Source organism: Paenibacillus glufosinatiresistens (assembly GCF_031470375.1).
GTDB classification, from domain to species: domain Bacteria; phylum Bacillota; class Bacilli; order Paenibacillales; family Paenibacillaceae; genus Paenibacillus_AQ; species Paenibacillus_AQ glufosinatiresistens.
Map to the genome: position 1 here is coordinate 1 of NZ_JAVFHT010000005.1, position 21,758 is coordinate 21,758.

The 21,758-nt window shown below is 47.4% G+C and carries 18 protein-coding genes and 1 rRNA gene; 1 reads left to right on the plus strand and 18 read right to left on the minus strand.

The annotated features are described in order from the left end of the window. The 10 genes from RBI05_RS07880 to rfbB form a co-directional block, all read right to left on the minus strand. Positions 1-177 (minus strand): 16S ribosomal RNA (locus RBI05_RS07880); the annotation flags it as partial. An 802-nt stretch (positions 178-979) separates the two neighbouring features. After that, complete coding sequence (locus RBI05_RS07885) at positions 980-1,867, minus strand: aldo/keto reductase (RefSeq protein WP_150459278.1); 888 nt, start codon at positions 1,865-1,867, stop codon at positions 980-982. Further along, complete coding sequence (gene ligA / locus RBI05_RS07890) at positions 1,864-3,885, minus strand: NAD-dependent DNA ligase LigA (protein WP_310550684.1); 2,022 nt, start codon at positions 3,883-3,885, stop codon at positions 1,864-1,866. The genes RBI05_RS07885 and ligA overlap by 4 nt, the downstream gene beginning before the upstream one ends. 123 nt (positions 3,886-4,008) lie before the next feature. Continuing rightward, positions 4,009-6,372: a DNA helicase PcrA gene (gene pcrA / locus RBI05_RS07895; RefSeq protein WP_310550685.1), complete on the minus strand. Its 2,364-nt coding sequence runs from the start codon at positions 6,370-6,372 to the stop codon at positions 4,009-4,011. 43 nt (positions 6,373-6,415) lie between these two features. Further along, positions 6,416-7,138, minus strand: coding sequence for a heptaprenylglyceryl phosphate synthase (pcrB, locus tag RBI05_RS07900; protein WP_310550686.1), 723 nt, complete (start codon positions 7,136-7,138; stop codon positions 6,416-6,418). A gap of 290 nt (positions 7,139-7,428) precedes the next feature. Beyond that, entirely contained in the window at positions 7,429-8,829 is a 1,401-nt protein-coding gene (locus tag RBI05_RS07905; RefSeq protein WP_310550687.1) for an undecaprenyl-phosphate glucose phosphotransferase, read from the minus strand. Further along, positions 8,826-9,779 (minus strand): glycosyltransferase family 2 protein, encoded by a 954-nt coding sequence (locus RBI05_RS07910; RefSeq protein ID WP_150459283.1) that lies wholly within the window; start codon positions 9,777-9,779, stop codon positions 8,826-8,828. The genes RBI05_RS07905 and RBI05_RS07910 overlap by 4 nt, the downstream gene beginning before the upstream one ends. 107 nt (positions 9,780-9,886) lie before the next feature. After that, the gene (locus RBI05_RS07915) at positions 9,887-10,846 is read right to left on the minus strand and encodes a glycosyltransferase family 2 protein (RefSeq protein WP_310550688.1); all 960 of its coding nucleotides are present in this window, start codon (positions 10,844-10,846) and stop codon (positions 9,887-9,889) included. A gap of 78 nt (positions 10,847-10,924) precedes the next feature. Further along, positions 10,925-11,809: a dTDP-4-dehydrorhamnose reductase gene (gene rfbD / locus RBI05_RS07920; RefSeq protein ID WP_310550689.1), complete on the minus strand. Its 885-nt coding sequence runs from the start codon at positions 11,807-11,809 to the stop codon at positions 10,925-10,927. Continuing rightward, positions 11,799-12,824: a dTDP-glucose 4,6-dehydratase gene (gene rfbB / locus RBI05_RS07925; RefSeq protein WP_310550690.1), complete on the minus strand. Its 1,026-nt coding sequence runs from the start codon at positions 12,822-12,824 to the stop codon at positions 11,799-11,801. Before rfbB ends, rfbD (RBI05_RS07920) begins: the two co-directional genes overlap by 11 nt. A 189-nt stretch (positions 12,825-13,013) precedes the next feature. On the opposite strand from rfbB, the gene RBI05_RS07930 reads away from it, so the two are divergent. Beyond that, positions 13,014-14,093, plus strand: coding sequence for an acyltransferase family protein (locus tag RBI05_RS07930; RefSeq protein ID WP_310550806.1), 1,080 nt, complete (start codon positions 13,014-13,016; stop codon positions 14,091-14,093). Positions 14,094-14,161: 68 nt separating this feature from the next. Here RBI05_RS07930 and RBI05_RS07935 read toward each other — a convergent pair whose 3' ends face one another. The 8 genes from RBI05_RS07935 to RBI05_RS07970 are packed head-to-tail and all read right to left on the minus strand — an operon-like array spanning position 14,162 to position 21,758. Next, a complete protein-coding gene (locus RBI05_RS07935) occupies positions 14,162-15,937 on the minus strand; it encodes a glycosyltransferase family protein (RefSeq protein WP_310550691.1) in 1,776 nt (591 codons plus the stop codon). Next, positions 15,930-16,784, minus strand: coding sequence for a dTDP-4-dehydrorhamnose reductase (rfbD, locus tag RBI05_RS07940; protein WP_310550692.1), 855 nt, complete (start codon positions 16,782-16,784; stop codon positions 15,930-15,932). The genes RBI05_RS07935 and rfbD (RBI05_RS07940) overlap by 8 nt, the downstream gene beginning before the upstream one ends. Positions 16,785-16,797: 13 nt before the next feature. Further along, positions 16,798-17,550, minus strand: a complete 753-nt coding sequence (locus tag RBI05_RS07945; RefSeq protein WP_310550694.1) for an ABC transporter ATP-binding protein — start codon at positions 17,548-17,550, stop codon at positions 16,798-16,800. Positions 17,551-17,562: 12 nt separating this feature from the next. Continuing rightward, positions 17,563-18,348: an ABC transporter permease gene (locus tag RBI05_RS07950; protein WP_310550695.1), complete on the minus strand. Its 786-nt coding sequence runs from the start codon at positions 18,346-18,348 to the stop codon at positions 17,563-17,565. A 9-nt stretch (positions 18,349-18,357) separates the two neighbouring features. Then, entirely contained in the window at positions 18,358-19,491 is a 1,134-nt protein-coding gene (locus tag RBI05_RS07955; RefSeq protein ID WP_310550696.1) for a DegT/DnrJ/EryC1/StrS family aminotransferase, read from the minus strand. Between the two features lie 35 nt (positions 19,492-19,526). Beyond that, positions 19,527-19,745, minus strand: coding sequence for an acyl carrier protein (locus RBI05_RS07960; protein WP_310550697.1), 219 nt, complete (start codon positions 19,743-19,745; stop codon positions 19,527-19,529). A 1-nt stretch (position 19,746) separates the two neighbouring features. Continuing rightward, a complete protein-coding gene (locus RBI05_RS07965; RefSeq protein WP_310550698.1) occupies positions 19,747-20,139 on the minus strand; it encodes a VOC family protein in 393 nt (130 codons plus the stop codon). After that, positions 20,133-21,758, minus strand: a complete 1,626-nt coding sequence (locus tag RBI05_RS07970; RefSeq protein WP_310550699.1) for an HAD-IIIC family phosphatase — start codon at positions 21,756-21,758, stop codon at positions 20,133-20,135. Before RBI05_RS07970 ends, RBI05_RS07965 begins: the two co-directional genes overlap by 7 nt.

Here is a 21,758-nt window from a genome sequence, read left to right on the forward strand (position 1 = left end):
TATTAGCTACCGTTTCCGGTAGTTATCCCGGTCCGAAGGGCAGGTTGCCTACGTGTTACTCACCCGTCCGCCGCTAATTCATTCAAAGAGCAAGCTCTCTGAATGAATCCGCTCGACTTGCATGTATTAGGCACGCCGCCAGCGTTCGTCCTGAGCCAGGATCAAACTCTCCATAAAAGGCTCGACCTTCGTCGAGCTGAACGTCCGAAAGGTATCGATCTCAGCTGAGCCGATTCTTGCGGACGAACAAGTTCGTTTGACTTGCTCATAAGATAAAGCTGACGATTCAATAAAATGAATCTGTCATAATATAACGCGTCCATTTGTTCAGTTTTCAAAGAACTTGCCCTGCAAGATTATATATCTTGACAGGAATTATAGATTATCACACTTGAACTTCTTCGTCAACTGTCGATTTCATTCACCCACAACCTCGCGGCGACTTCCGTCTCGAGCGACAAGAAATAATATATCATGTCCCAAGCAAGAAAGCAACCTTTTTTAATAACTAAAATTATCGCCGTCTGGGTGGAAGATTTCAAGAACCTCGGTATTCAATAACCCGCTCTAACGGATAAGGGCACTGCCCTCTGAATGAAATACGCTTATGGCTCAATGGATTCCCTGTTACCGCCGGTCTTGCACTGTCTTGGCTCTCGGATTTGGCCGGCGTTCAACCCGGCGCCGTTATGGTAAAGTTCTAATCCGCTCCCCCGGATTGTACCGAAGACGTACGTGTACAAGTTGGTGAAGTGGCTGAATTGAACTGATCTCCGGGGACACACGTGTCACCGGGAACCGAGCGGCTATGATAAGTCGCCCGGATGCCGGAGTCAGACGGATATAGCGGCTCGGATAGCGGGTAAGCCATATCCCGCCAAACCCGTAACAAGCCGTCCGGCAGTTATGCTGGAACGGCTTGCGGTGTTGTCAATGGATTTAGTGATTTCTGCACCGTTCTTTTATGCCCGTCCTGCTTTTATACCAGTCCTACCCAGTCTGCTCCATGAGAATGAAAGTCGCTTCGCAGCTTCTTCTCCAGCTCCTCCGGGAGAGGGCCCTTCTCCAGAAGACGTGCGTTATGCCGCAGCCGTTCCGGATTCGCGGTGCCTACAATGCAGGAGTGGACCCCCGGCGTAAATGCGGCGAACCGAAGCGCCAGCTCATCCCAATTCATGCCGAGTTCCGCTTTATGCCAGCCCATTTCACGGAAGCGAACCCAGTAGTCCTCTACGTACTCGCCCACCGGCCGCTCTGCATAGCGCCAAGGCGCATTGGCTATCGGCCGTTTGGCAATGACGCCGATGCCCCCTTCGCGCGCGGCCGGAAGGGCCGACTCCAAAGATGCCTGGTCGCAAATATTCACAGACAACTGGATGCTTCCGAAGCTGCCGCTGTGAAGAGCGGCTTCCAGCGCTTCATTCTCCCCGGAGTAGGCCGCTACTCTTACCTTACCCGCTTCCACCGCGCGATGCAGCTCTTCGGTTACCTCTCCTGCCTCCAGAATCTCTCTTGGACAGGAGTGCAGGTGCACAACATCCAGTACATCCGTCCGCATGAGCTTCAGAGCGGCGTCAATGCCTGCTCGGATACAGGGCGCCGTCCAGTCCTCGAAACCGGGAATGCCATAGCCTATCTTGGTGGACAGCACGAATTCCTGCCGCCGGTGTCCGATCAGCTTGCCGATCCGTTCCTCGGACAGCCCGTATCCACGGGCGGTATCAATCAAGGTAATCCCTGCGTCCAGCGCCTCGTTCAGAATGCGCGCGGCCTCCCGGTCCGTCATCGTATCCTGACCGATATGGCCCGCTCCAAAGCCCAGCGCGCTTACCTGTAATCCTGTACTGCCAAAGGCCCGCTCCATCATGACGGTTGTCCTCCCAGCAGCCGCAGCAGCTCTTCTTCGTCGTCGATCACCGGAATGCCGAGCTCCTGGGCCTTGGCCAGCTTGCTCCCGGCCTTCTCGCCGGCAATGACGAGGTCGGTCTTCTTGGAGACGCTGCCGCTCACCTTGGCGCCGAGGGCCTCGAGGCGCGCTGCGGCGTCATCCCGGGTCAACCGGTGCAGGGTGCCGGTAAGGACCACCGTTTTGCCGAAGAAGAACGAATCTTCGTTCACTGCTGCGGGTGCGTCGGGCATTTCGGGCACAACGCCGTGCTCCAGCAATCGCCGGATGCCGCTCACGGTGAACGGGTCGGCAAAGTATCCGGTAATGCTCTCGGCGACTATGCCTCCGATATCAGGCAGCGCCTCCAGCTCCTCAGGAGTGGCGGCCATAACGGCATCCAGGCTGCGAAAGTGCTCCGCCAGCATTCGGGTGGTCGCTTTGCCCGTATTCGGAATGCCCAGCGCGAACAGGAAGGAGGCGAGATCCCGGTGCTTACTGTCCTCCAGTGCTTGCAGCAAATTCTGCGCCTTCTTCTCCCCGAAGCGTTCCAGCTTCACCAGCTGTTCCAGCGTCAGATCATACAGATCAGCCGCTTCCCGAACCGACAGTTCTTCATAGAGCTGTCCTGCCGTCTTCTCGCTGAACGTCTCGATATCCATCGCATCCCTCGACGCATAATGGGTGATCCGTGCGACAATCTGGGGCTTGCAGTTCAGCTTGTTGTTGCAGAACAGGTGCGCTCCCCGCATCTCCAGCGGGAACCCGCAGGCCGGACATTCCGCCGGGAACACGATCTCTCCCCCGTCGCTCTCTTCGGTTACTTTGCCCAGAATTTCCGGAATGACATCGTTGGAACGCCGAATAAAGACCCGGGTTCCGAGAGCAAACTTAAGGTTCTTGCGCTCGATATCGCCGACATTGTTCAGCGTGCAGTTCTGAACGGTCACTCCCGCCAGTTCGACCGGCTCGACCCGGGCTAGCGGCGTTACTTTGCCGGTACGGCCGACATTCCAGCTTACCGATTGAAGAATCGTGGTCGTCTCCTCCGCCTCGAACTTGTAGGCGACGGCCCAGCGGGGGAATTTGTCCGTGTAGCCGAGCACCTCGCGGGTGCGGAAATCGGTGATTTTGATAACGGCTCCGTCGATCAGATAGTCCAGGCCCGAGCGCTTGGCTTCAATCTCGGCGACCTGCTCCGTGACCCCGTCGAAGCTGTCGAAATAGGTTAAGTACGGGTTGACCTTGAAGCGGTTGTCCCGCAGGAACTGCATCATTTCCTGATGGTTCGAGAAGGAGGTTCCTTCCGCATAGCCGACGTTATAGAAAAAAGCGTTCAGCCGACGCTCGGCGGTCAGCTTCGGGTTCAGGTTGCGCAGCGCTCCGGCGGCGCCGTTGCGCGCATTCTTCAGCGGGTCCGCCGCTCTCCGGTTGTACTCGGCGAGCACGGACAGATTCATGATGCCTTCGCCCTGCACCTCGATCACGCCTTCCCGGTAAGGAATGGACAGCGGGACGGATTTGATGGTCTTCACCTGCTCCAGAATCCCTTCGCCGGTTACGCCGTTGCCCCGGGTGGCCGCCTGCACGAGGGCACCGTCGCGGTAGGTCAGGTTAAGCGTCAACCCGTCGAACTTCAGCTCCACCGCATAGCACGGAGCCGGCAGCGGCGTATCCGGGTTCTTGGCGTTGTAATCGTTCACCAGCTTCAGCACACGGGCTTCCCACAGCCGCAGCTGCTCAATATTCTGGGCTTTGTCCAGGCTCCACAGAGGAGCCAGATGGCGGTGCGGAACAAAACCTTTCAGCAGTTCGCCTCCGACCCGGCGGGTCGGCGAATCGGGCAGCACCAGGCCGCTCTCCGCCTCCAGCTGCAGCAGCTTGTCATAGAGCACATCATATTCTTTGTCGCTGACCAGCGGGGCATCCAGGGTGTAGTAATGGTAGGCGAGCCGGTTCAGCTCTGCCACCAGCTCTTCCATCTTGTGCATCTCATCCATGCGGGGTTTATCCCTCCGTGGCTTGCTGTATTAGGCTTGCTTCATCAAATACGTCACCTTCACTATGTACGCGTGCGGGCGTTTCTAAACATCGGTGCCACCCGCACGAACCGTTCCTTCGCGCTATTCCACTTTACTGATCGGGGCAAAGCCCGCGAGCAGTCTCTTCACCCCTACCGGAGCAGGGAAGGCAATCTGCAGTTCCATGTCGTTGCCTTCGCCCTTGACCGAGACAATGGTGCCGACGCCCCATTTGCCGTGGGATACCTTGTCGCCCGCCTTAAAGCCGCCGGCCGCTCCGGAGGCTTGCGCCGGCCCGCCGGATACGACGGTCGCGCGGGCGCTCGATCCCGCGGGCGCTGTGCTGCCGCCGCCTCCCCGGACCGCACCGCCGGCCGCATATCCGCCGCCGGTTCCTCCGGTGCCGCCCGTCACGCGGGCGCCGAAGTTGCCCCGGCCGCCGCCCTCGAAGCCGCGGCCGCCGTAGGCGCCGCCCAGGTCGCCGCCTGAGCCCCGCCGGTAGCGGTCATACCCGGCGGGAGAAGCGTCTTCCTTCAGCTCCTCGGGAATCTCCTCAAGGAAGCGGGACGGCGGATTGGCCGTGGTCCGGCCAAACAGCGTGCGCATCCGGGCGCAGGTCAGGAAGAGCTGCTTCTCTGCGCGCGTAATGCCGACATACGCCAGCCGCCGCTCTTCCTCCAGCTCTTCGTTGTCCTGGAAGGCCCGGCTGTGCGGGAAGACGCCTTCCTCTAAGCCGATAATGAACACGTTCGGGAACTCCAGTCCCTTGGCGCTGTGCATCGTCATTAGAACCACCGCATCCCCGCGTTCGTCGTCCTCCTCGTTCATGCTGTCAATATCGGCAATCAACGCGAGGTCGGTCAGGAAAGCGACCAGCGACTTGTCCTCATTGTTCCTCTCGAATTCCATCGTCACCGACAGGAACTCGTCGATATTCTCCAGCCGCGAGCGCGATTCCAGGGTGTTCTCGTTCTGAAGCTCCAGCCGGTACTGGGACAGCTCCAGCACTTTCTCGGTCAGCTCCGTCACCGATAGGAACTCCACCATCCGGTGCAGCGCCTCGATCATGTCGTAGAATTCGACGAGCGCGTTCCGGGTCCGCCCGGCGAAGCCGAGGTCATCCACGGTCTCCAGCACACGGAAGATGGAGACGCCCCGCGAAGCGGCTGCCGCTGCAAGCTTGGCGACCGTCGTGTCGCCGAGCCCTCTTTTGGGCACATTGATGATCCGGGTCAGGCTGATGTCGTCGTCCGGGTTGGAGAGCAGCCGCAGGTAAGCAAGCAGGTCCTTGATTTCCTTACGTTCGTAGAACTTGATGCCCCCCACGATCTGATACGGAATATCCGACTTGATGAGAATCTCTTCGATTACGCGGGACTGAGCGTTGGTGCGGTACAGAATGGCATGGTCCTGATACCGTCTGCCCTGCTTGACGCTCTTGCTGATCTCGCCCGTAATGAAATAACCTTCGTCATGCTCGGAATCCGCCCGGTACACCTTGATCTTCTCGCCTTCTTCGGAATCGGTCCACAGCTTCTTCGGCTTGCGTCCGGTGTTGAGCGCAATGACGCCGTTGGCGGCATCCAGAATAATGGAAGTCGACCGGTAATTCTGTTCCAGCAAAATCGTCTTCGCTTCCGGGTAGTCTTCCTCGAAGTTAAGAATGTTCGTAATGTCGGCTCCGCGCCACCGGTAGATGGACTGATCGCTGTCTCCGACGACGCAAATCCGGTGATGCTGGTCGGCCAGCATCCGGCACAGCATATACTGGGCCCGGTTCGTATCCTGATACTCGTCGACATGGATATATTTGAATTTCTTCTGATAGAAATCAAGCACGTCCGGCACTTCTTGGAAGAGCTGGATCGTCGTCATAATAAGATCGTCGAAATCAAGCGAATTGTTGCTCTTGAGCCGCTTCTGGTACTGGGTATAGACCTTGGCCACGATGCCTTCAAAATAATCGCCGATCTTCGCCTCATACTTGGCCGGCGTGATCAGCTCGTTCTTGGCGTTGCTGATCATGGCCTGGATCGCCTTCGGCTCGAATTTCTTCGTGTCGATGTTCTGATCCTTCATGATGTTGCGGATGACGGACAACTGATCCGTCGAATCCAGAATCGAGAAATTGGAGGTGAAGCCGATCCGCTCAATGTCTCTGCGGAGAATCCGCACGCACATGGAGTGGAAGGTGGAGACCCAGATGTCCCGCCCCTCCGGTCCTACCAGCTTTGACACGCGTTCCTGCATTTCACGGGCGGCTTTGTTCGTAAAAGTAATCGCAAGGATCGCCCAAGGCGGAGCCTTGCGGTTGGCAATCAGCCAGGCGATTCGGTGCGTCAGCACCCGCGTCTTCCCGCTTCCCGCTCCTGCCATAATCAGCAGCGGTCCCTCGGTCGCCTCGACGGCCTGCCGCTGCGGCGGGTTCAGCCGGGCCACGGCGTCGTATATATTAACGGATTGCATGAAGGTCATGCTCCTTTCTGTTCGCTTCTTGCGATGTTTCTTCTCAATTCTTCCACTCCGCAGACGCTTCCGTCCGCACAGCTTCTACCGTCGCCAACGCCGCCTCCAGATCCCGGTATACAATGTTCCCTACGACAACCGTATCGCTGACCGCAGCCGCCCTTCGCGCCTCTTCCGGACCGCAGATTCCGCCGCCGTAGAAGAGCGCGGCATGCTCCACGCTCTCCCGGATGCGGGCTACGGTCTCCATATCTCCGAAGGCTCCGCTGTACTCTACATAGACTATCGGCAGCCTCATCAGCTTGTCCGCCACCTGGGCGTAAGCTGCCGCTCCCTCGGCATCCAGCCTGACATCCGCTTCGGTCAGCCGGGCCACCGCAGAATCCCCGTTCAGTACAATATAACCCTCTGCCAAAAGGAGATCCCAGGGCATATAATCGCCGTAGCGTTCAATCCCCTGCCGGTGCTGGCCGACAATCCAGGCCGGATTGGAGCTGTTCAGTACCATCGGAATCAGATACCGGTCAAAGCCCGGCACCACCGCTCCAAGTTCGGACACCTCAAGCACGCAGGGAATCTCATATTTCCGGATACGTTCGAGCAGTTCTGAAGTATTGGTATACGTCACTCCGGTAGAGCCGCCGACCATAATCGCATCGGTGCCTGATGTACAGATCCTGCCGAGTTCTTCGTCTCCGATCGGTCGATCGGGGTCCAGCTTGAACACATGTCTCCAAGCCGGGACGCGGTCCCGCGCCGTTGTCATAGGTCTTCATCCTTCTGGATCGCCATTGCCTCATGAAGCAAGAGAAGCCGCCTCTTGTGCAGAGGCGGGCCTTCTCCTGTTCCACGGATTCTTTCTTCGATTGTAAAATAGCAGGGGTACGCTGTCAATTTGCCGAAGGCTAAAAAAGCGAACGTTTTTTCGCCTTTTTCCGAACGGATGCCCCCCTGTCTCCTGTATCCGGCTTAATCCTTGCAAAAGAAAAAGAACCCGCAGCTCCTTGATACAGGAACTGCCAGGTTCTTCAGCAGGACTCGGCGCCCTGTTCACTATCAATAGGCATTCTTGAACCCGTTGCGGATGGTCTTCAGAATAATGCGGATATCGAACAGCAGCGACCAGTTCTCGATGTAGAAAATATCGTGGTTGATCCGCTCTTCAATCGACGTATCGCCGCGAAGACCGTTGCTCTGCGCCCATCCGGTAATGCCGGGCCGCACATGGTGCTTGACCATATATTTCGGAATCTCACTCTTGAACTGCTGCACGTAAAAGGGCCGTTCAGGCCGGGGACCTACCACGCTCATATGGCCGAGCAGCACATTGAAGAACTGCGGCAGCTCGTCCAGACTTGTCCGCCGGATAAAGGTTCCGAACCGGGTCCGGCGCGGATCTTCCTTGGTGCTCCAGCCGGTATCTTCTTCATCGTCCCGCTGCATTCGCATAGAGCGGAATTTATACATCGTGAAGTTCCGCCGGTTCAGCCCGACCCGCTCCTGCTTGAAAATAACCGGCCCCGGCGACGTCAGCTTCACTCCGATAGCCACCAGGACCATCACGGGCAGCGTTACGAGAATGGCAAAGATCGAGAAGACCACATCGAACAGCCGCTTGGCCAGCCGGTTGCCGGCCATATCGAGCGGGATGTCGCGGACGTTAATCATCGGCATCCCCGCGAAGTTGTCAAAGTACGGCCGGGCGGGCAAATAATCGAAAAAATCGGGAATAATCAATGTCCGTACTCCCGCTTTCTCGCAGGCCCCGATAATGACCGGGAATTTATGATGCACATCCAGCGGCAGGGCAAGCACGACCTCGTCGATCATCTGGCTCTCCAGAATTTCAGGCAGATCGTCAATCGTGCCCAGAATCGGCTTGTAATGCTTGGCTTCAAGCGTATTCCAGTTCTGATAGTCGTCCAGAAATCCGAAGATTTCATATCCAAGCTCCGGATACTGCGCAAGGTTGTCGTGAATTCGCTTCCCCAGCGTCCCCGCTCCGAGAATAAGGATGAACTGGCGGTTGAAGCCCTTCTGCCGCAGCGATTTCAGCATTTTCTTCAGCACGAAGCGGTACAGCATCGTGGACAGCATGATGATTCCGATATAGATCGCCAGGTATTGGCGGGATACGTTAATTTCTTTTACGAAGAACATGACGCCGAGCAGGATAAAGCCGGAAATCAGGTGCACCTGAAAGATCTTCAGGAACTCGTCGGCGAACCGCTTCTTTCGCTTCGGCAAATACAGCGACAGTACAATCCCTGACAAAATGGCGATGCCGCTGTATACCAGACTCCAGTAGCTGTACGATTCAATCGGCAGCGGGTTGTAGTACGTTAGCCAGCCGCTGCGGAACTTAATCCACCAGGCCAGCAGGAACGACGCCTGAATGACCAGAAAGTCGGCCACCATATACAGTTGAGTCAGAAACCGCTGATTCCGGCGGATCATAATCTCACCTCGGATTTCGTCTCACTTCGCGCGCCCGTCTGCTCCGCCGCCGCTAGGCTCGGAACCGGTGTTGCATCTGGCCGCTTCGGCGCAAGGGCATTGCGCAGCAGCGCGGCTGCCAGTTTAACTCCTACCCCCGCATACACGGCACCATTGACCATAACATTATATTTAGCCTGGTAGTGCTTGCGGTGGAACAGGATCATCGCCCGGTGGAACTCGTAGATAATCTTCGGCGGTCTCCGGCGTGCGCTGCCGCCTTTGAGATGGATGATCGACGTACGCGGGTAATACCAGATGCCCCAACCCGCCTCCTTGATACGATAGCACCAGTCCAAATCTTCCCCATACATGAAGAATTCCTCGTCGAGTCCGCCTACCTCTGCGATTGTCTCCCGGCGGACCATCATAAAAGCGCCAACCAGCGCATCGACGGCATAATCCTGATCGGGATCGAGGTAGCCGAGCTGATAGCCGTTGTAGCGGGGGTTGTCCGGGAACAGCTTGCTGATTCCGAACGCATAGTAGAACGACGCCGACGGCGTCGGAAAGCCGCGTTTGCAGGCTTTATCCAGGCTTCCGTCGGGAAGAATGATTTTACATCCAGAGGCTCCGATATCCGGCCGTTCGTCCATGAACCGAATCATGGTATCCAAGGTCTCCGGCATAACCACAGTGTCGGAATTCAGCAGCAGCACATAACGCCCGGCGGCCATCTTCATCGCCTGATTGTTGCCTCGCGCGAATCCGACATTCTCCTCATTGGCAATCAGCACCGCCTGCGGAAACTCCCGCCGGATCGCTTCCACCGAACCGTCGCTGGAATGGTTATCGACCACAATGACCTCATAACGATACGCCGTAGCCGAATCATAGACCGACCTCAGACAATCCAGCGTCAGGCGGCACGTATTGTAATTCAGAATCAAAATGCTGACATCGGGCTTCACCTTGCAACGCTCCTGACTGAAATCTAGTAATATCGACAAATATTATAACATAGAAACACCCGCAAAAGGCTCTCTTTTGCGGACAATGAAAGTAAATTATAGGATATTCAAACTTTTTTGCGGCGTTCATGGATCTGCTTCCGTTTCCGCCGCAGGACAGGCCACTGCCGGAAGAAACTCCCCCAAGCTGTCAGTACTTTCGGTTCTCGAAGCAGCATATAGCCATGGACGGCAAGCTCATAAGGCAGCGAGATCAGCAGAGTCGTCAGAAGACTGCGTGCCGGTTCGTTCTTGGCCAGCATTTTATAACGGTTAATATAGGACGTTCGGCGGACAAAGAGCGGCTTGGCCGTACGGCCCGAAGTCTTCCACCCCCGTTCATGGTAGGCGATGGCTTCGGCATCATAGTAAGCGGTCCATCCGAGCAGCTGCGCCCGCCAGGCCACGTCCACATCTTCCTTGTACGCGAAAAAATCCCCGTCGAAGAACTCCCCTTCGATGCTGATCTCCTCAATCATCCGGCGGCTGTACATCGCCGCCGCCCCGGAGACGCCGAACACCTCGCCGGATTCCGTCCAGTTCCCGGCCGGTTCTCCCATCCCCCGGTCGAACGCCCGGCGCATCCGGTTCATAACAAGGCCGGTGCTGTCGACAATGTTCGGGTCAGCCTTGGACAGAAGCTTGCCTGTAGCGCTGCCGATCCGCGGATTGGCCTCCATGACACCAACCAGACGCGACACGTAATCCGGCGCTAGTGTAACATCCGGGTTCAATACCAGAACATAATCGGCATCGCTGGCCGCGATGGCCTGATTGTGAGCGGGGGCGAAGCCGGTGTTGACGGGATTAAGAGTCACCTCGACCTTCGGTAGTTTAATTGAATTTCCCTTGTATTTCTCAATCATCTCAATCGTTGTGTCAGAAGAAGCATTGTCCACAATAAGAATTTGGCTCACCAAACCTATTTGAGAGTGAATCGCCTTCAGACAATCACTAATTTCTGAAGCACTGTTGTATGTTACTATATGTACACTAACTATAGTTTTCATTCGTTCTAAGTCCCTCATTCTTCTTTCAAATTCATGGTTCGGGCAGAGCTCTTTGTCCCCGAAGACTTTTATTGCTCTTAGGGGACAAAGTAAGCCTTAACTCTTTTCAGACGGCTTGTTTATTTCAGATAGAAAAGCCCTCAGTCCCTCCCGCCAAGGCCGCAACTCTTGAAAGCCGCTGGCTTTAGTAAATGTATGTTCCATTACTGAGTTTCTAGGACGCGGAGCTGGTCTTTTAAGTTCCTGCGTCACTATAGGCACCAACTCTGCAGAAAAAGGAAGGTTCAACAATTCAGAGGCCTCAGCAAAAATCGCCGAAGCGAATTCAAACCAAGTGCAATAGCCGCTGTTAGAAGCGTGATAAACCCCATACTTTTCTGTACTTATTAAATCTATGAGAAATTGCGCAAGATCCACTGTATACGTAGGAGAGCCCCTTTGGTCGTCCACGATGTGAAGCTTCGGTCTTTCTTGACCTAATCTTAGCATAGTTTTAACAAAATTATCTCCATACCTACCAAACACCCATGAAGTACGAACAATGAAATAGCGGGAAGATAACGTTTGGACCAAAATTTCCCCTGCTCGTTTAGTTTTTCCGTAAATCGTAAGAGGTAAAGGGCACTCGTATTCATGATAAGCGGTCTCTGATAAGCCATCAAAGACATAATCCGTACTTATATAGACCAGCTTCGCCCTAACTCTCTCTGCTGCCACAGCTATATTTCTTGTTCCCGCTGAATTAATAGCATAGGCCGTTTCAATATCACTCTCGGCCCTATCTACCGCCGTGTAAGCAGCACAATGAATAATTACATCAGGGTTAAAATGTTGAACAACAGCCATGCATTGCTCTATGTTGGTAATATCCATGTCCGTCCGTTCACTTGCCAGGGTGACAAATCCATTCTGTCTTAGAGCAATTACTACATCTTTGCCCAGTTGTCCTGCAGCTCCCGTAACGATAACTCTATTCATCATTGGAGTTCAACTCCAAATCGGTACTCTCAGAGTAAGAGTGTCGTTTATAGTTTCCCGAACGAATTCTCTCATACCATGTACTATTATTTAAATACCAATGAATCGTCTCCTTTATTCCTTGATTAAAATTATAATTAGCTTTCCAACCCAAAGTCATAATTTTGGACGGGTCAATTCCATATCTTCTGTCATGCCCTAGCCTATCTGGTACATACATAATTAAATCCTCATGTTTACCAAGCTCTTGCAAAATAATTTTAACAAGTTGAATATTCGTCTGCTCGTTACTGCCGCCAATGTTATAAACTTCTCCAGCTTTACCTTTGTGTATCACAAGATCTATGGCACTGCAATGGTCTTCAACAAAGAGCCAATCTCTGATATTTAATCCATCTCCATACAAGGGGAGTTTTTCATTAGCAATAGCCTTAAAAATCATCAGTGGAATTAATTTTTCAGGAAATTGATACGGACCATAGTTATTAGAACAACGCGTAATGTTCACAGGAAGGTTGTAGGTCTCATGATAAGCTCTAACCAGAAGATCCGCTCCAGCTTTACTAGCCGAGTAGGGACTGTTGGGATTTAGAGGCGTATTTTCAGTAAAAAGCCCCCGGGGACCCAGCGAACCATAAACTTCATCTGTAGATATTTGAATAAACTTACTGACTTTATTCTTTAATGCCGCCTCCAGCAAAGATTGTGTACCTTGTATATTTGTTTTTATAAAGATACCCGGGTCTACAATGCTACGATCTACATGCGATTCAGCAGCAAAATTAACAATTACATCAACTCCCTCACCCACGAGCTCCATCATTTTCTTATTGTCTGTAATATCACCTACAACGAAGGTATGATTAGGATTGTTGATAAGTGAGTTTAAATTATCTAGGTTACCTGCATACGTTAAAGCATCTACATTAATAATTTGATAGCTCGGGTAACGCTGAAGTATATATTTTGCAAAGTTACTTCCAATGAACCCAGCGCCACCTGTAATAAGAAGTTTCACATCTCCCACCTACACTTCAAATTTTGATTAGCGATCTGATGATCATAATATTCAAGCTGTTCAAAAAATGTGTATAATTATCGGAGGAAGAAACCTGAGTATAGAGGGAGTGAATAACCTATTATTCGCTATATTAATGAACACTACCAATATCTTACTAAAAGGAGTAAATATCAGGGGGCTGATTTACTGCGATGCTTTGCGGTTATGAGTGTCGTAGTCTTCCATTACCGTGGTCTTTTGTATGATTCTATATCTAGAATTGGTTGGGTTGGAGTAGACTTGTTCTTTGTTCTCTCAGGCTTTTTAATAGGAGGAGCTATCTTTTCTGAATATGAAAATAAAGGGAATTTTTCTTTTGGACGTTTCTATAAAAATCGAATTCTCCGTATATACCCTGTCTACCTCTTTGCGACTTTAGTCACTATATTGTCCAATTTCCTTATAAACGATGATATGAGATTCAATTTATCCAGATTGGCTAAGCAATTAATTATTAATCTCTTCTTTTTACAGACATATATTCCTTATCTGTTCAAAGGTGATCTTTGGGATCCTCTTTATACAGCTGGAGGCAGTTGGTCTCTTGTTATAGAATGGTTTTTCTATTTACTGGCTCCGTTATTCCTCCTTATACTTCTAAAAAGTTTGCGCTCATTTAAACGTGTACTGATTATGCTAATTATTATTTATTTAAGTACCACATTTGTTCGCTTGTATGTGACTAGAAATGTCCTTCCAGACGATTACAATTGGTTCTTTGCCCATATTATACGGCCTCATTCTCGATACGACGAACTGGTAGGAGGTGTTATTGTAGCTTGGATTGTAAGAAATTGCAAAATTACTACTAATACAAAGGGTGTTCTGATGGGGCTAGGTATCTTGATGTTATCTGCGTTCTACTTATATTTCCGCTTTCACCCTTCAATTTTCTATGAGCCTGCTAAAATGACCTATGAAACTCTTATTTATCCTGTATGGTTGTCTATAGCCTTTAGTTCTTTGCTTATGTCAGTGTATGCAATTAAAATTCGCTCTTTTAACCTATCTGCTTTGATTTCAGCAATTGCCAGACTTTCCTACCCTCTTTATTTGTTTCACATTCTTTTGGCTAATATCGGAATATCATCCAACCGTTATTTCTGGCTATTAATGAGCCTAATCGTCTCCTATTTGGTCTCTTTATTGGTAGAATATCCTTTTTTACGCCTGTACAAGAACACCATAACGAAATCAGTTCTTCCACAAAAAACAATCAGCAGTTAAACCCATTAAGCCCATTAAAAAAGCTCCAGCCACTATGCTCAGTGACAGGAGCCTTTTTTCTAAATTTATCAATAATTTTTCTTGACATTGATTTTAAAATAATCCAGTAAAACAACGAAAAGAATATGAGATTTACTGCGTATTAATCTAAGCTTAGTAGTAACGGGACGGATAACTCTAAGTAATTTTCTCCCTGCCTTTTTGAACGGTTTGAGAAGAGCATTAAGTAACCTAGCCAGGAAAGAAACATGATGCAATCCTAAGCTGCCCTTGTAAGGCTGAAGAAGATTAGCCCAGAGAAAAATAGAAGATTCTCGCGAGTAATAGTGTTCTGATAAGTTCTGCTTTTTCTGAAAGGCAGAAAAAATAACATCAGAAATCTTATCACTTTCATCATCAATAAGTATCTTTTCATATGCGGCTTTTAGAATATCCACATTTTCCTTATAACTGAGATCTGCTATCCTTTGCTGATTAGAGATCAACTCGATAGAGTTAGAAAAAATAACATTGTCCCGTTTATGTTCACAACTATATGGCTTAACCGTGTCCACAATTAAATGAGAACAAAGCTTGCTTAAGTACTCAATCGTTATATCTAATTTCCCATTATCTTTGGGGAAGTAAACAACGACGTCATATTGACTTAACTTCTCTGAGGTGGCCTCAAAAATTCGGATACGATCATTATAAATTCCCGTAAAGCCCATCAGTTGCGCGAGCGGCTCAAACCTCAGATCAATAGTGGGCAAGAAGAAATCATCCATCACAATAAGTAATTTCAAATTCATAATATTGTTATATTCTTTTCTATTCTCAGCGGAAGAGACCATGCTCAAAAGATGTCTCCAGTCATCAACAGTTCCCTCGAAGGAATAGTTAGACTTCACATCTTTCTCAGCGGCAGAAGCAATTTTAGCTCTAATATTATTCTCATTCTCAATAAGAAGGCGTAAAGACTCATACCAGCCCTCTACTGTATTATCCGTCAGGATACCATTTTCTTTGTGGTTTACACAATCTCGATAAATTTGAGCATTAGAATAGATTCCACATACTCCCATTGCTCCATATTCTCTAAATTTATTGTTTGTTTTTGAGTTGTGAACAACATCATCAAGCAATGGAGCCAGACCAATGTCAAAACCTTGGGAATAAAAAAATTTAATAAAAGATGTATAATTATGTTGATAGGGGAGCTTCTTTGCATTGGGGAACTCGAGAAGCTGATGAGGCAATGTTCCAAAGGAATAAAACTCAACCCGATCCTTATATTCTTCCAATATTCTTATTAAAGCAGGTATATAGGTACTAGCTAAAAAGTCATCTGCAGCTACACGACTAGTCGCATATACAATTTTTATTGGCTTGTGGTTCTCTCGCTTTACATTTTCCAACATAGAAAAATCAAAATAACTTTTCAGCAAAAAACTATTTGGATTTAGAGATTTGGAAATTTCAAGCATAGGAGCTGAATAAACTCTTACTGCATCTGCTTGTTTAAGCATCTCGCTGACTACAAACAAATGGACCGGATTTCGATGAAATTTTCCAATCGGTGTTTCTACCGGAAGTTCGAAGAAGTTATCGTCAATGTCAAAGATAATAGCCTTATCATGCTTCTTAGCTAGTTCAATAAGCTTCAGGTCCTTGGGGCTTATATTTCTGCACAACAACAAAACATCGCAATTTTGAATATCCTTTTCCGCGTAAAACCAAGTATATCTCATGCGAAATGAAATTTCTTTTGCCTTCTGCATAGCTAACATTGGCTTGATAAGCCCAATAATATTTGAAGGAATTAGTCGGTCCAATATCGCCAATACTCTAAGTCTGTCAGACAAGCTTCAACGCTCCCTCATGATCTTTTAGATACCGTTGTAACGCATCTTGCCAAGACGGCAGTCTATAAAATCCGTTATTGTCCAAACAGTCTTTGGAAAGCCGAGAGTTAAGCGGCCGTTTGGCAGACATTGGAAAGTTAGGACTAGTCACTCGTAGTATGTCAGCATCGATATTTAATTGGTTCATCGTTTCTTCAGCCAGATCAGCCCAACTACAAAACCCTTCGTTGGTGACATGGTAGGTTCCATATGCTTCTGTCTCAGCCATGTCAATTAAAAGATCGGCTAAATCCTCTGAATATGTAGGGGAACCAATTTGGTCGGTAACTACTGTGGCTCTGTGATTATCCTGGGCGATTCTACGAATCGTACGCACAAAATTACCGCCGTCTCCAAACATCCAAGAAGTTCTTACTATAAAATAGTTACTCACGATCCTGCTTACTGCTATTTCAGCTTCGGCTTTGCTTTTTCCGTATTCATTTAACGGACGAGTTGGGTGGAATACTCCATAGGGCTCCGTTCCTTCTCCATCAAAGACATAATCCGTACTTATTAGTATCATTTTCGCCTTAATCGCTTCACAAGCTTTCGCTACATTGATAGAGCCGTTCACATTAATATCCCAACATAGAGTTTTTTCGGTCTCAGCTTGGTCTACGGCAGTATAGGCAGCGCAATGTATAACGACATCAGGACTAAATTCTGTAATTAAATCCGAAACAACTCTTGTATCCCTGACATCACATAACTTTGTATTAAGTGGAGTGACTTGATGATGAGAGGGCATTTTTTTCATTAATGCCCTCCCCAGTTTCCCCTCCGCTCCCGTTATAACAATTTTCAAAGATACACCTCATTTAATGGCCATTAGTGGATTGGTAGTATTTAATTGCATCATCAACCTTGCCATCAAAGGCAACTCCATGATCTGCAATTACAATACAGCGATTGCAAACATCCTTGATGAGCCCGAGACTGTGGGATACCATAATGACAATTTGTGCAGAGTCTATTAAGTTATTGATTCTTTTAACAGCCCTATCTACAAAATTAATATCTCCTCCAGCAAAAATCTCATCAATAATAAGTATTTCAGGTTGAACTTCAGTAGCCACCGTAAAAGCCAGCCGAGCATACATACCAGTCGAGTAATACTTGATTGGAATATCAATAAAATCTTTAAGTTCTGAAAATTCTATGATATTCTTCTCCAAGCTTTTCATTTCCTCTTTGGTGTAACCCAGTACAGCACCATTCAAGTAAATGTTTTCTCTTCCCGTTAACTCTGGATTAAACCCTGCTCCGAGCTCAATAAGCGGTACAACACGACCAGAAACATCTATCGTTCCTTGTGTCGGTTCGTAAATTTTAGAAATAAGCTTAAGCATAGTACTCTTACCAGCCCCGTTATTTCCAATGATCCCCAACCGGTCTCCGTGTTCTATTGACAAATTGAGATGTTGGAGTACCCAGAATTCTTTAACCTTATCCGCATAGTTTTTTCTTCTTACCCGATTAATAATAGACTCTTTAATGGATAAGCCCTTATCACTATATATTCGAAATCGTAAGGACACATCTTTAAATTCTATGGATGCATTATTATTCATAATTCTCCCCCACTATAACCGATAAACGAAGTCTCTCTCTTTACGATAAAAGAAGAAGAGCCCCATTACAAAAAAGAAAATTGAAACTGACGTTGCTACAAGTATAAATTGCGGATCAGGGAATTTCCCTCTGTATATTGGAGCTCTGAACATTTCTACCAAGTAATAACAAGGATTTAAGTAAAATACAGGTTTTAAGTAGCTTGGAATTCGATCAATCGGATAGAGGATAGGAGTCAAGTAATACCACGCATTCATTATAACGCCCATAATATATCTCATATCTCTAAAATACACATTTATTGTAGCCAGAATGAGGGAAAGACCCACTGTAAAAACAAATATCAACATAAATGCAAAGGGTAGAAAGAATAGGGCTGTTGATATTTTCGCGCCGAGTATAACCATGAAAAAGAATAAAGCTGCCATTGAAAATAACATGTTTATAAACTGGGCACAGGCAATTGAAAAGGGAAATAACACCTTAGGTAGATATATTTTTTTAATGAAGCCTTCATTATTAAGAATAGAGACCCCACTAAAATCAAGTGTAACCGCAAAGAAGTTCCAAGGAAGAAGGCCGGCATACAGGAAAACAACAAAGTCCTTAAGTTCAAATCTCATGATACTGCCAAATACAACTGAGCTAACAATCATAGTTGCAACCGGATTGAGCAGAGACCAGAAGAATCCAAGGGCACTTCTCTTATACTTTACAGTTAACTCTTGATTAACAAAATTACTTAAAACGTATCTGCTCGACTTTATATCAGTAACAAACCGTTTGAATATATTCATAATCCCTCACTAACTCACGTATTCAATTACAATCTTAGCTATTTTTTCAATATCCTCAATATTCAACTCTAAATGAAGGGGTAACGTAAGGATTTGCTGGGAAATTTTATGTGCATAAGGACAGGTTCCATAATCATAAGAGTACATACTATACTCTGTATTATCACGATAATGAACGCCCGCATAGATATCGTGTTCTTCAAGTCTTGCCATGAGTCCATCACGGTCTCCCACGGCAATCTCATAAATGTGATGCGAACTTTCCCCCTTATTAGGTGTATCAATGATTTGAATGTTCTTGATTCCCTGGAACATCTCATCATATTTAGAAGCAAGGGTACGTCTATAGGAGTTATCTTCATCCACATATTTAAGTTGCACCAATGCGATAGCAGCCATAATCGAGTTTCCATGATCTTTATAACCAAGGTAATCTACATCGTACTTCCACTTGTAGGTACCCTTATCAGAACTCCGCTGGTATGTATCTTTGTTGATTCCCAGCCAAGTTAGCTTGCGGCAAATCTCATCGTATGAGTCCTCTTTAAAGCAAATCATACCACTATCTGCCGTTGGGAGATTTTTAACAGCTTGATATGAATAGACAGTTACGTCTACACCTGGCCATGTACCCGGAAACACTCCATTAACTCGTGTGCCCGTCATGTGTGCAGCATCCAGAATTAACTTCAGATTTCTGCGTTTGCAAATATCAATAATCTTCTCCAACTGACCTACTCTTCCGCCATATCCAACGAACATCACTGCTCTCGTCTTTTCATTGATTTTACGCTCTACATCTTCTGGATCGAGACACAGATACTCATCCACATCAGCAAATCTCGGAACAAGTTTTTCATATAAAATAGCATGATTTGTTGATACGAAAGTGATAGGAGTAGTGATAATTTCATCGCCGTCTTCCCATCCGTTCTCTTTCTTCAAAATCTCCACAGCCAAATGAAGTCCGACGGTAGCGGAATTTAGAAAGTGAGCGTTCGTATGTCCTGAATACTCTTTCCACTGTTTTTCAAAAAGGACCGTCTTAAAACCAAGGCCTGTCCAGCCTTTCTCCAAACACTCTCGAATTTCTTCCAAGCACTCTTCTACACGAAATTTAGGCTTTAAAACTTGAATAGTCATTATTCAATCTCCTTTTTATGTGAATTCCTCTTTTGTTAAATAAACTTCAAAAAATCCTCTATCGCTTTAATATTTTCTATTTCCTCAAAAGGAATTTTGCACTTGAATGTTTCCTCGATTTCTGCAATAAGTTGAACCGTGGCCAAAGAATCCCATTCACTTATCTCCTCAGGTTTAGTGGATAATTTCAGATCATTCTCTTTTACTTCAAGCACCTCAGAGAATAATTTCAACAGTTGTTCTTCTTTACTCATTTTATGCTTCCTCCAATATTTCAATTAGTCCAACATGCTTGTGATAAAAAAAGGCAACTCTTTTGTTGTCGATAGCAGGAGCAATCTCAGGCTGTGCAGTCATTACATATCCTTCCTCAATAAGCTGTCTAGTTGTATCTTCTATACAGGAAGTTACGTAACAAATGTGGTAAGGTGAAATCCCTAGCTTTTTCAGCATTTTGTAGACAACGGATGTCTCGCTTTTAGGTTCAACTAATTCAACCACGTGTTTATTGTTCTCTAAGAAACAAATATCTATATCTCTATGAGGATCATACGTGGTAACACTCGTTTGGGTATACCCTAAATTTTTAAATTCCTCAAGGGCGTGAGCCAAATTCTTAACCAGGTAGCCAACATGATGAACTAACATTCATATACCTCCCCGAAAAAAGGAAGAGCCTCTTTGTTCTCCAGGTTCTTCTTGTAAGAAACATGATCTGGTTGAGGGGAGTTAATCAACTCATAGCCAGCTCTTTCGTATAATCGGGCCACTGGCATATTTTTAGGTCCCTGAATATATTCAGCCTTTAAGGAGGTGAAACCACTTCCCCTGATATCATTCTCTACATGTTCCAGAATACCAAATTCAATATTTCTCCCCATAACACGGCAACTCATTACGAAATTATCAATCACTGGAATGTTACTTTCTATATTCACGATAACCAAAGCGCATAAACCATGGTTTGCAAACTTATCAGAAATTTCATAGAAATAGAATCTCCAACTTTCACTTTCAAACATATTTAAAACTTCACCGGGTGAATACCGCTTGAGGGTGGTGTTGAACTGGTTGGTCTTCTGCAGCAATTGAATTAAACGCTCTTGAAAATTCTCGGCCTCTACGCGTCGTACCTGAATCTTTAATCCTTTCAAAAACCCTGCAAAATCAGAAGCCTGACTTTTAAATTCCTCCACTTGCCTTCGGGCTGCATATTGCTGAGTTTTATTTCGATCCTCCGCGGTAATAATCATTCTTTTAAAGTAGCGTTTCATAAGTTCTGCCCCATAGTTGGCAAGTTCTTCCTGATAACCAGGAAACTCAGGCACCTCCAACGCAGGCAAAGCGCTTTTAACCTCTTCACGTTCAGTAGGACTGTCGTCAATAAATACCAAAGAGTCAATCCCTACGTTTAACTCCGATGCAATTTCTTGCAGATTCCTCGATTTGATTGACCAGTTAATACGAGATGCAGCAAAATCCGCTCTTCTCAGTAACATGTGAGGATGATTTTCTATAATGTCCCAGGCGTCCTGTTCATTATTTTTAGAACAGATTGCAAGCAACGCTCCACTTTCTTTTATTCGAAGAAGCTGCTGCTGAAAATCTTTATATGCTCTTCCTAATCCACTATCGGCCAGTTTAATACCTTCAATGCCGTCTTCGCCTGCAACTCCCCCCCATAGTGTGTTGTCTAGATCAAGGACAAGAACTTTTTTCAATTCTCCTCTTGATATTTTTATAATTCGTTCAATTTCGCCGCAAATCTCTTTAGAACCCTCTAGGCTGTGCCTTACGCTTCCCAGATACCAAGCTTTTGGAGAATAGAAGTTTGATGCTCCACATTTTCTAATCAATTCACTGTACGGGAACAAGAAACATTCTTTTCTCTCCTCACAAAGTTCAATCAAGCACTGGTTCCAATAGTGCGTAATCTTTAGAATCGAAGACTCAGCTTTATAATCCGGATTTGCAGCCAAATAGAAATCGCAATCATTAAGGAAATACCGTTTATCAGGTTGAATGCCTTGTCTCAAAGTCTGGAAAAAATCATCAATTAGTGGTTTATAATCCAATGAATCCTTAAGATAGTCTTGGACATCGACAATAATAACGACCGTCTCTACCGAACTATCATTAGCAGAAGACGAGGGATGGAGCAGTTCCCCCAATATATTCCCGTATCCATTGGGATCCACTACTTCGGTAAACTTTTTTGATTTTTTAATAATCGTATCACAATTCACATTTGAAAGAACTGCAAGCAT

Bases quoted from the DNA above. Each gene is read 5' to 3' on its own strand.
- RBI05_RS07885 (WP_150459278.1), bottom strand. From the start codon at position 1,867: ATGATGGAGCGGGCCTTTGGCAGTACAGGATTACAGGTAAGCGCGCTG.
- ligA (WP_310550684.1), bottom strand. From the start codon at position 3,885: ATGGATGAGATGCACAAGATGGAAGAGCTGGTGGCAGAGCTGAACCGG.
- pcrA (WP_310550685.1), bottom strand. From the start codon at position 6,372: ATGCAATCCGTTAATATATACGACGCCGTGGCCCGGCTGAACCCGCCG.
- pcrB (WP_310550686.1), bottom strand. From the start codon at position 7,138: ATGACAACGGCGCGGGACCGCGTCCCGGCTTGGAGACATGTGTTCAAG.
- RBI05_RS07905 (WP_310550687.1), bottom strand. From the start codon at position 8,829: ATGATCCGCCGGAATCAGCGGTTTCTGACTCAACTGTATATGGTGGCC.
- RBI05_RS07915 (WP_310550688.1), bottom strand. From the start codon at position 10,846: ATGAGGGACTTAGAACGAATGAAAACTATAGTTAGTGTACATATAGTA.
- rfbD (WP_310550689.1), bottom strand. From the start codon at position 11,809: ATGATGAATAGAGTTATCGTTACGGGAGCTGCAGGACAACTGGGCAAA.
- RBI05_RS07945 (WP_310550694.1), bottom strand. From the start codon at position 17,550: ATGAATAATAATGCATCCATAGAATTTAAAGATGTGTCCTTACGATTT.
- RBI05_RS07950 (WP_310550695.1), bottom strand. From the start codon at position 18,348: ATGAATATATTCAAACGGTTTGTTACTGATATAAAGTCGAGCAGATAC.
- RBI05_RS07955 (WP_310550696.1), bottom strand. From the start codon at position 19,491: ATGACTATTCAAGTTTTAAAGCCTAAATTTCGTGTAGAAGAGTGCTTG.
- RBI05_RS07960 (WP_310550697.1), bottom strand. From the start codon at position 19,745: ATGAGTAAAGAAGAACAACTGTTGAAATTATTCTCTGAGGTGCTTGAA.
- RBI05_RS07965 (WP_310550698.1), bottom strand. From the start codon at position 20,139: ATGTTAGTTCATCATGTTGGCTACCTGGTTAAGAATTTGGCTCACGCC.
- RBI05_RS07970 (WP_310550699.1), bottom strand. From the start codon at position 21,758: ATGCTTGCAGTTCTTTCAAATGTGAATTGTGATACGATTATTAAAAAA.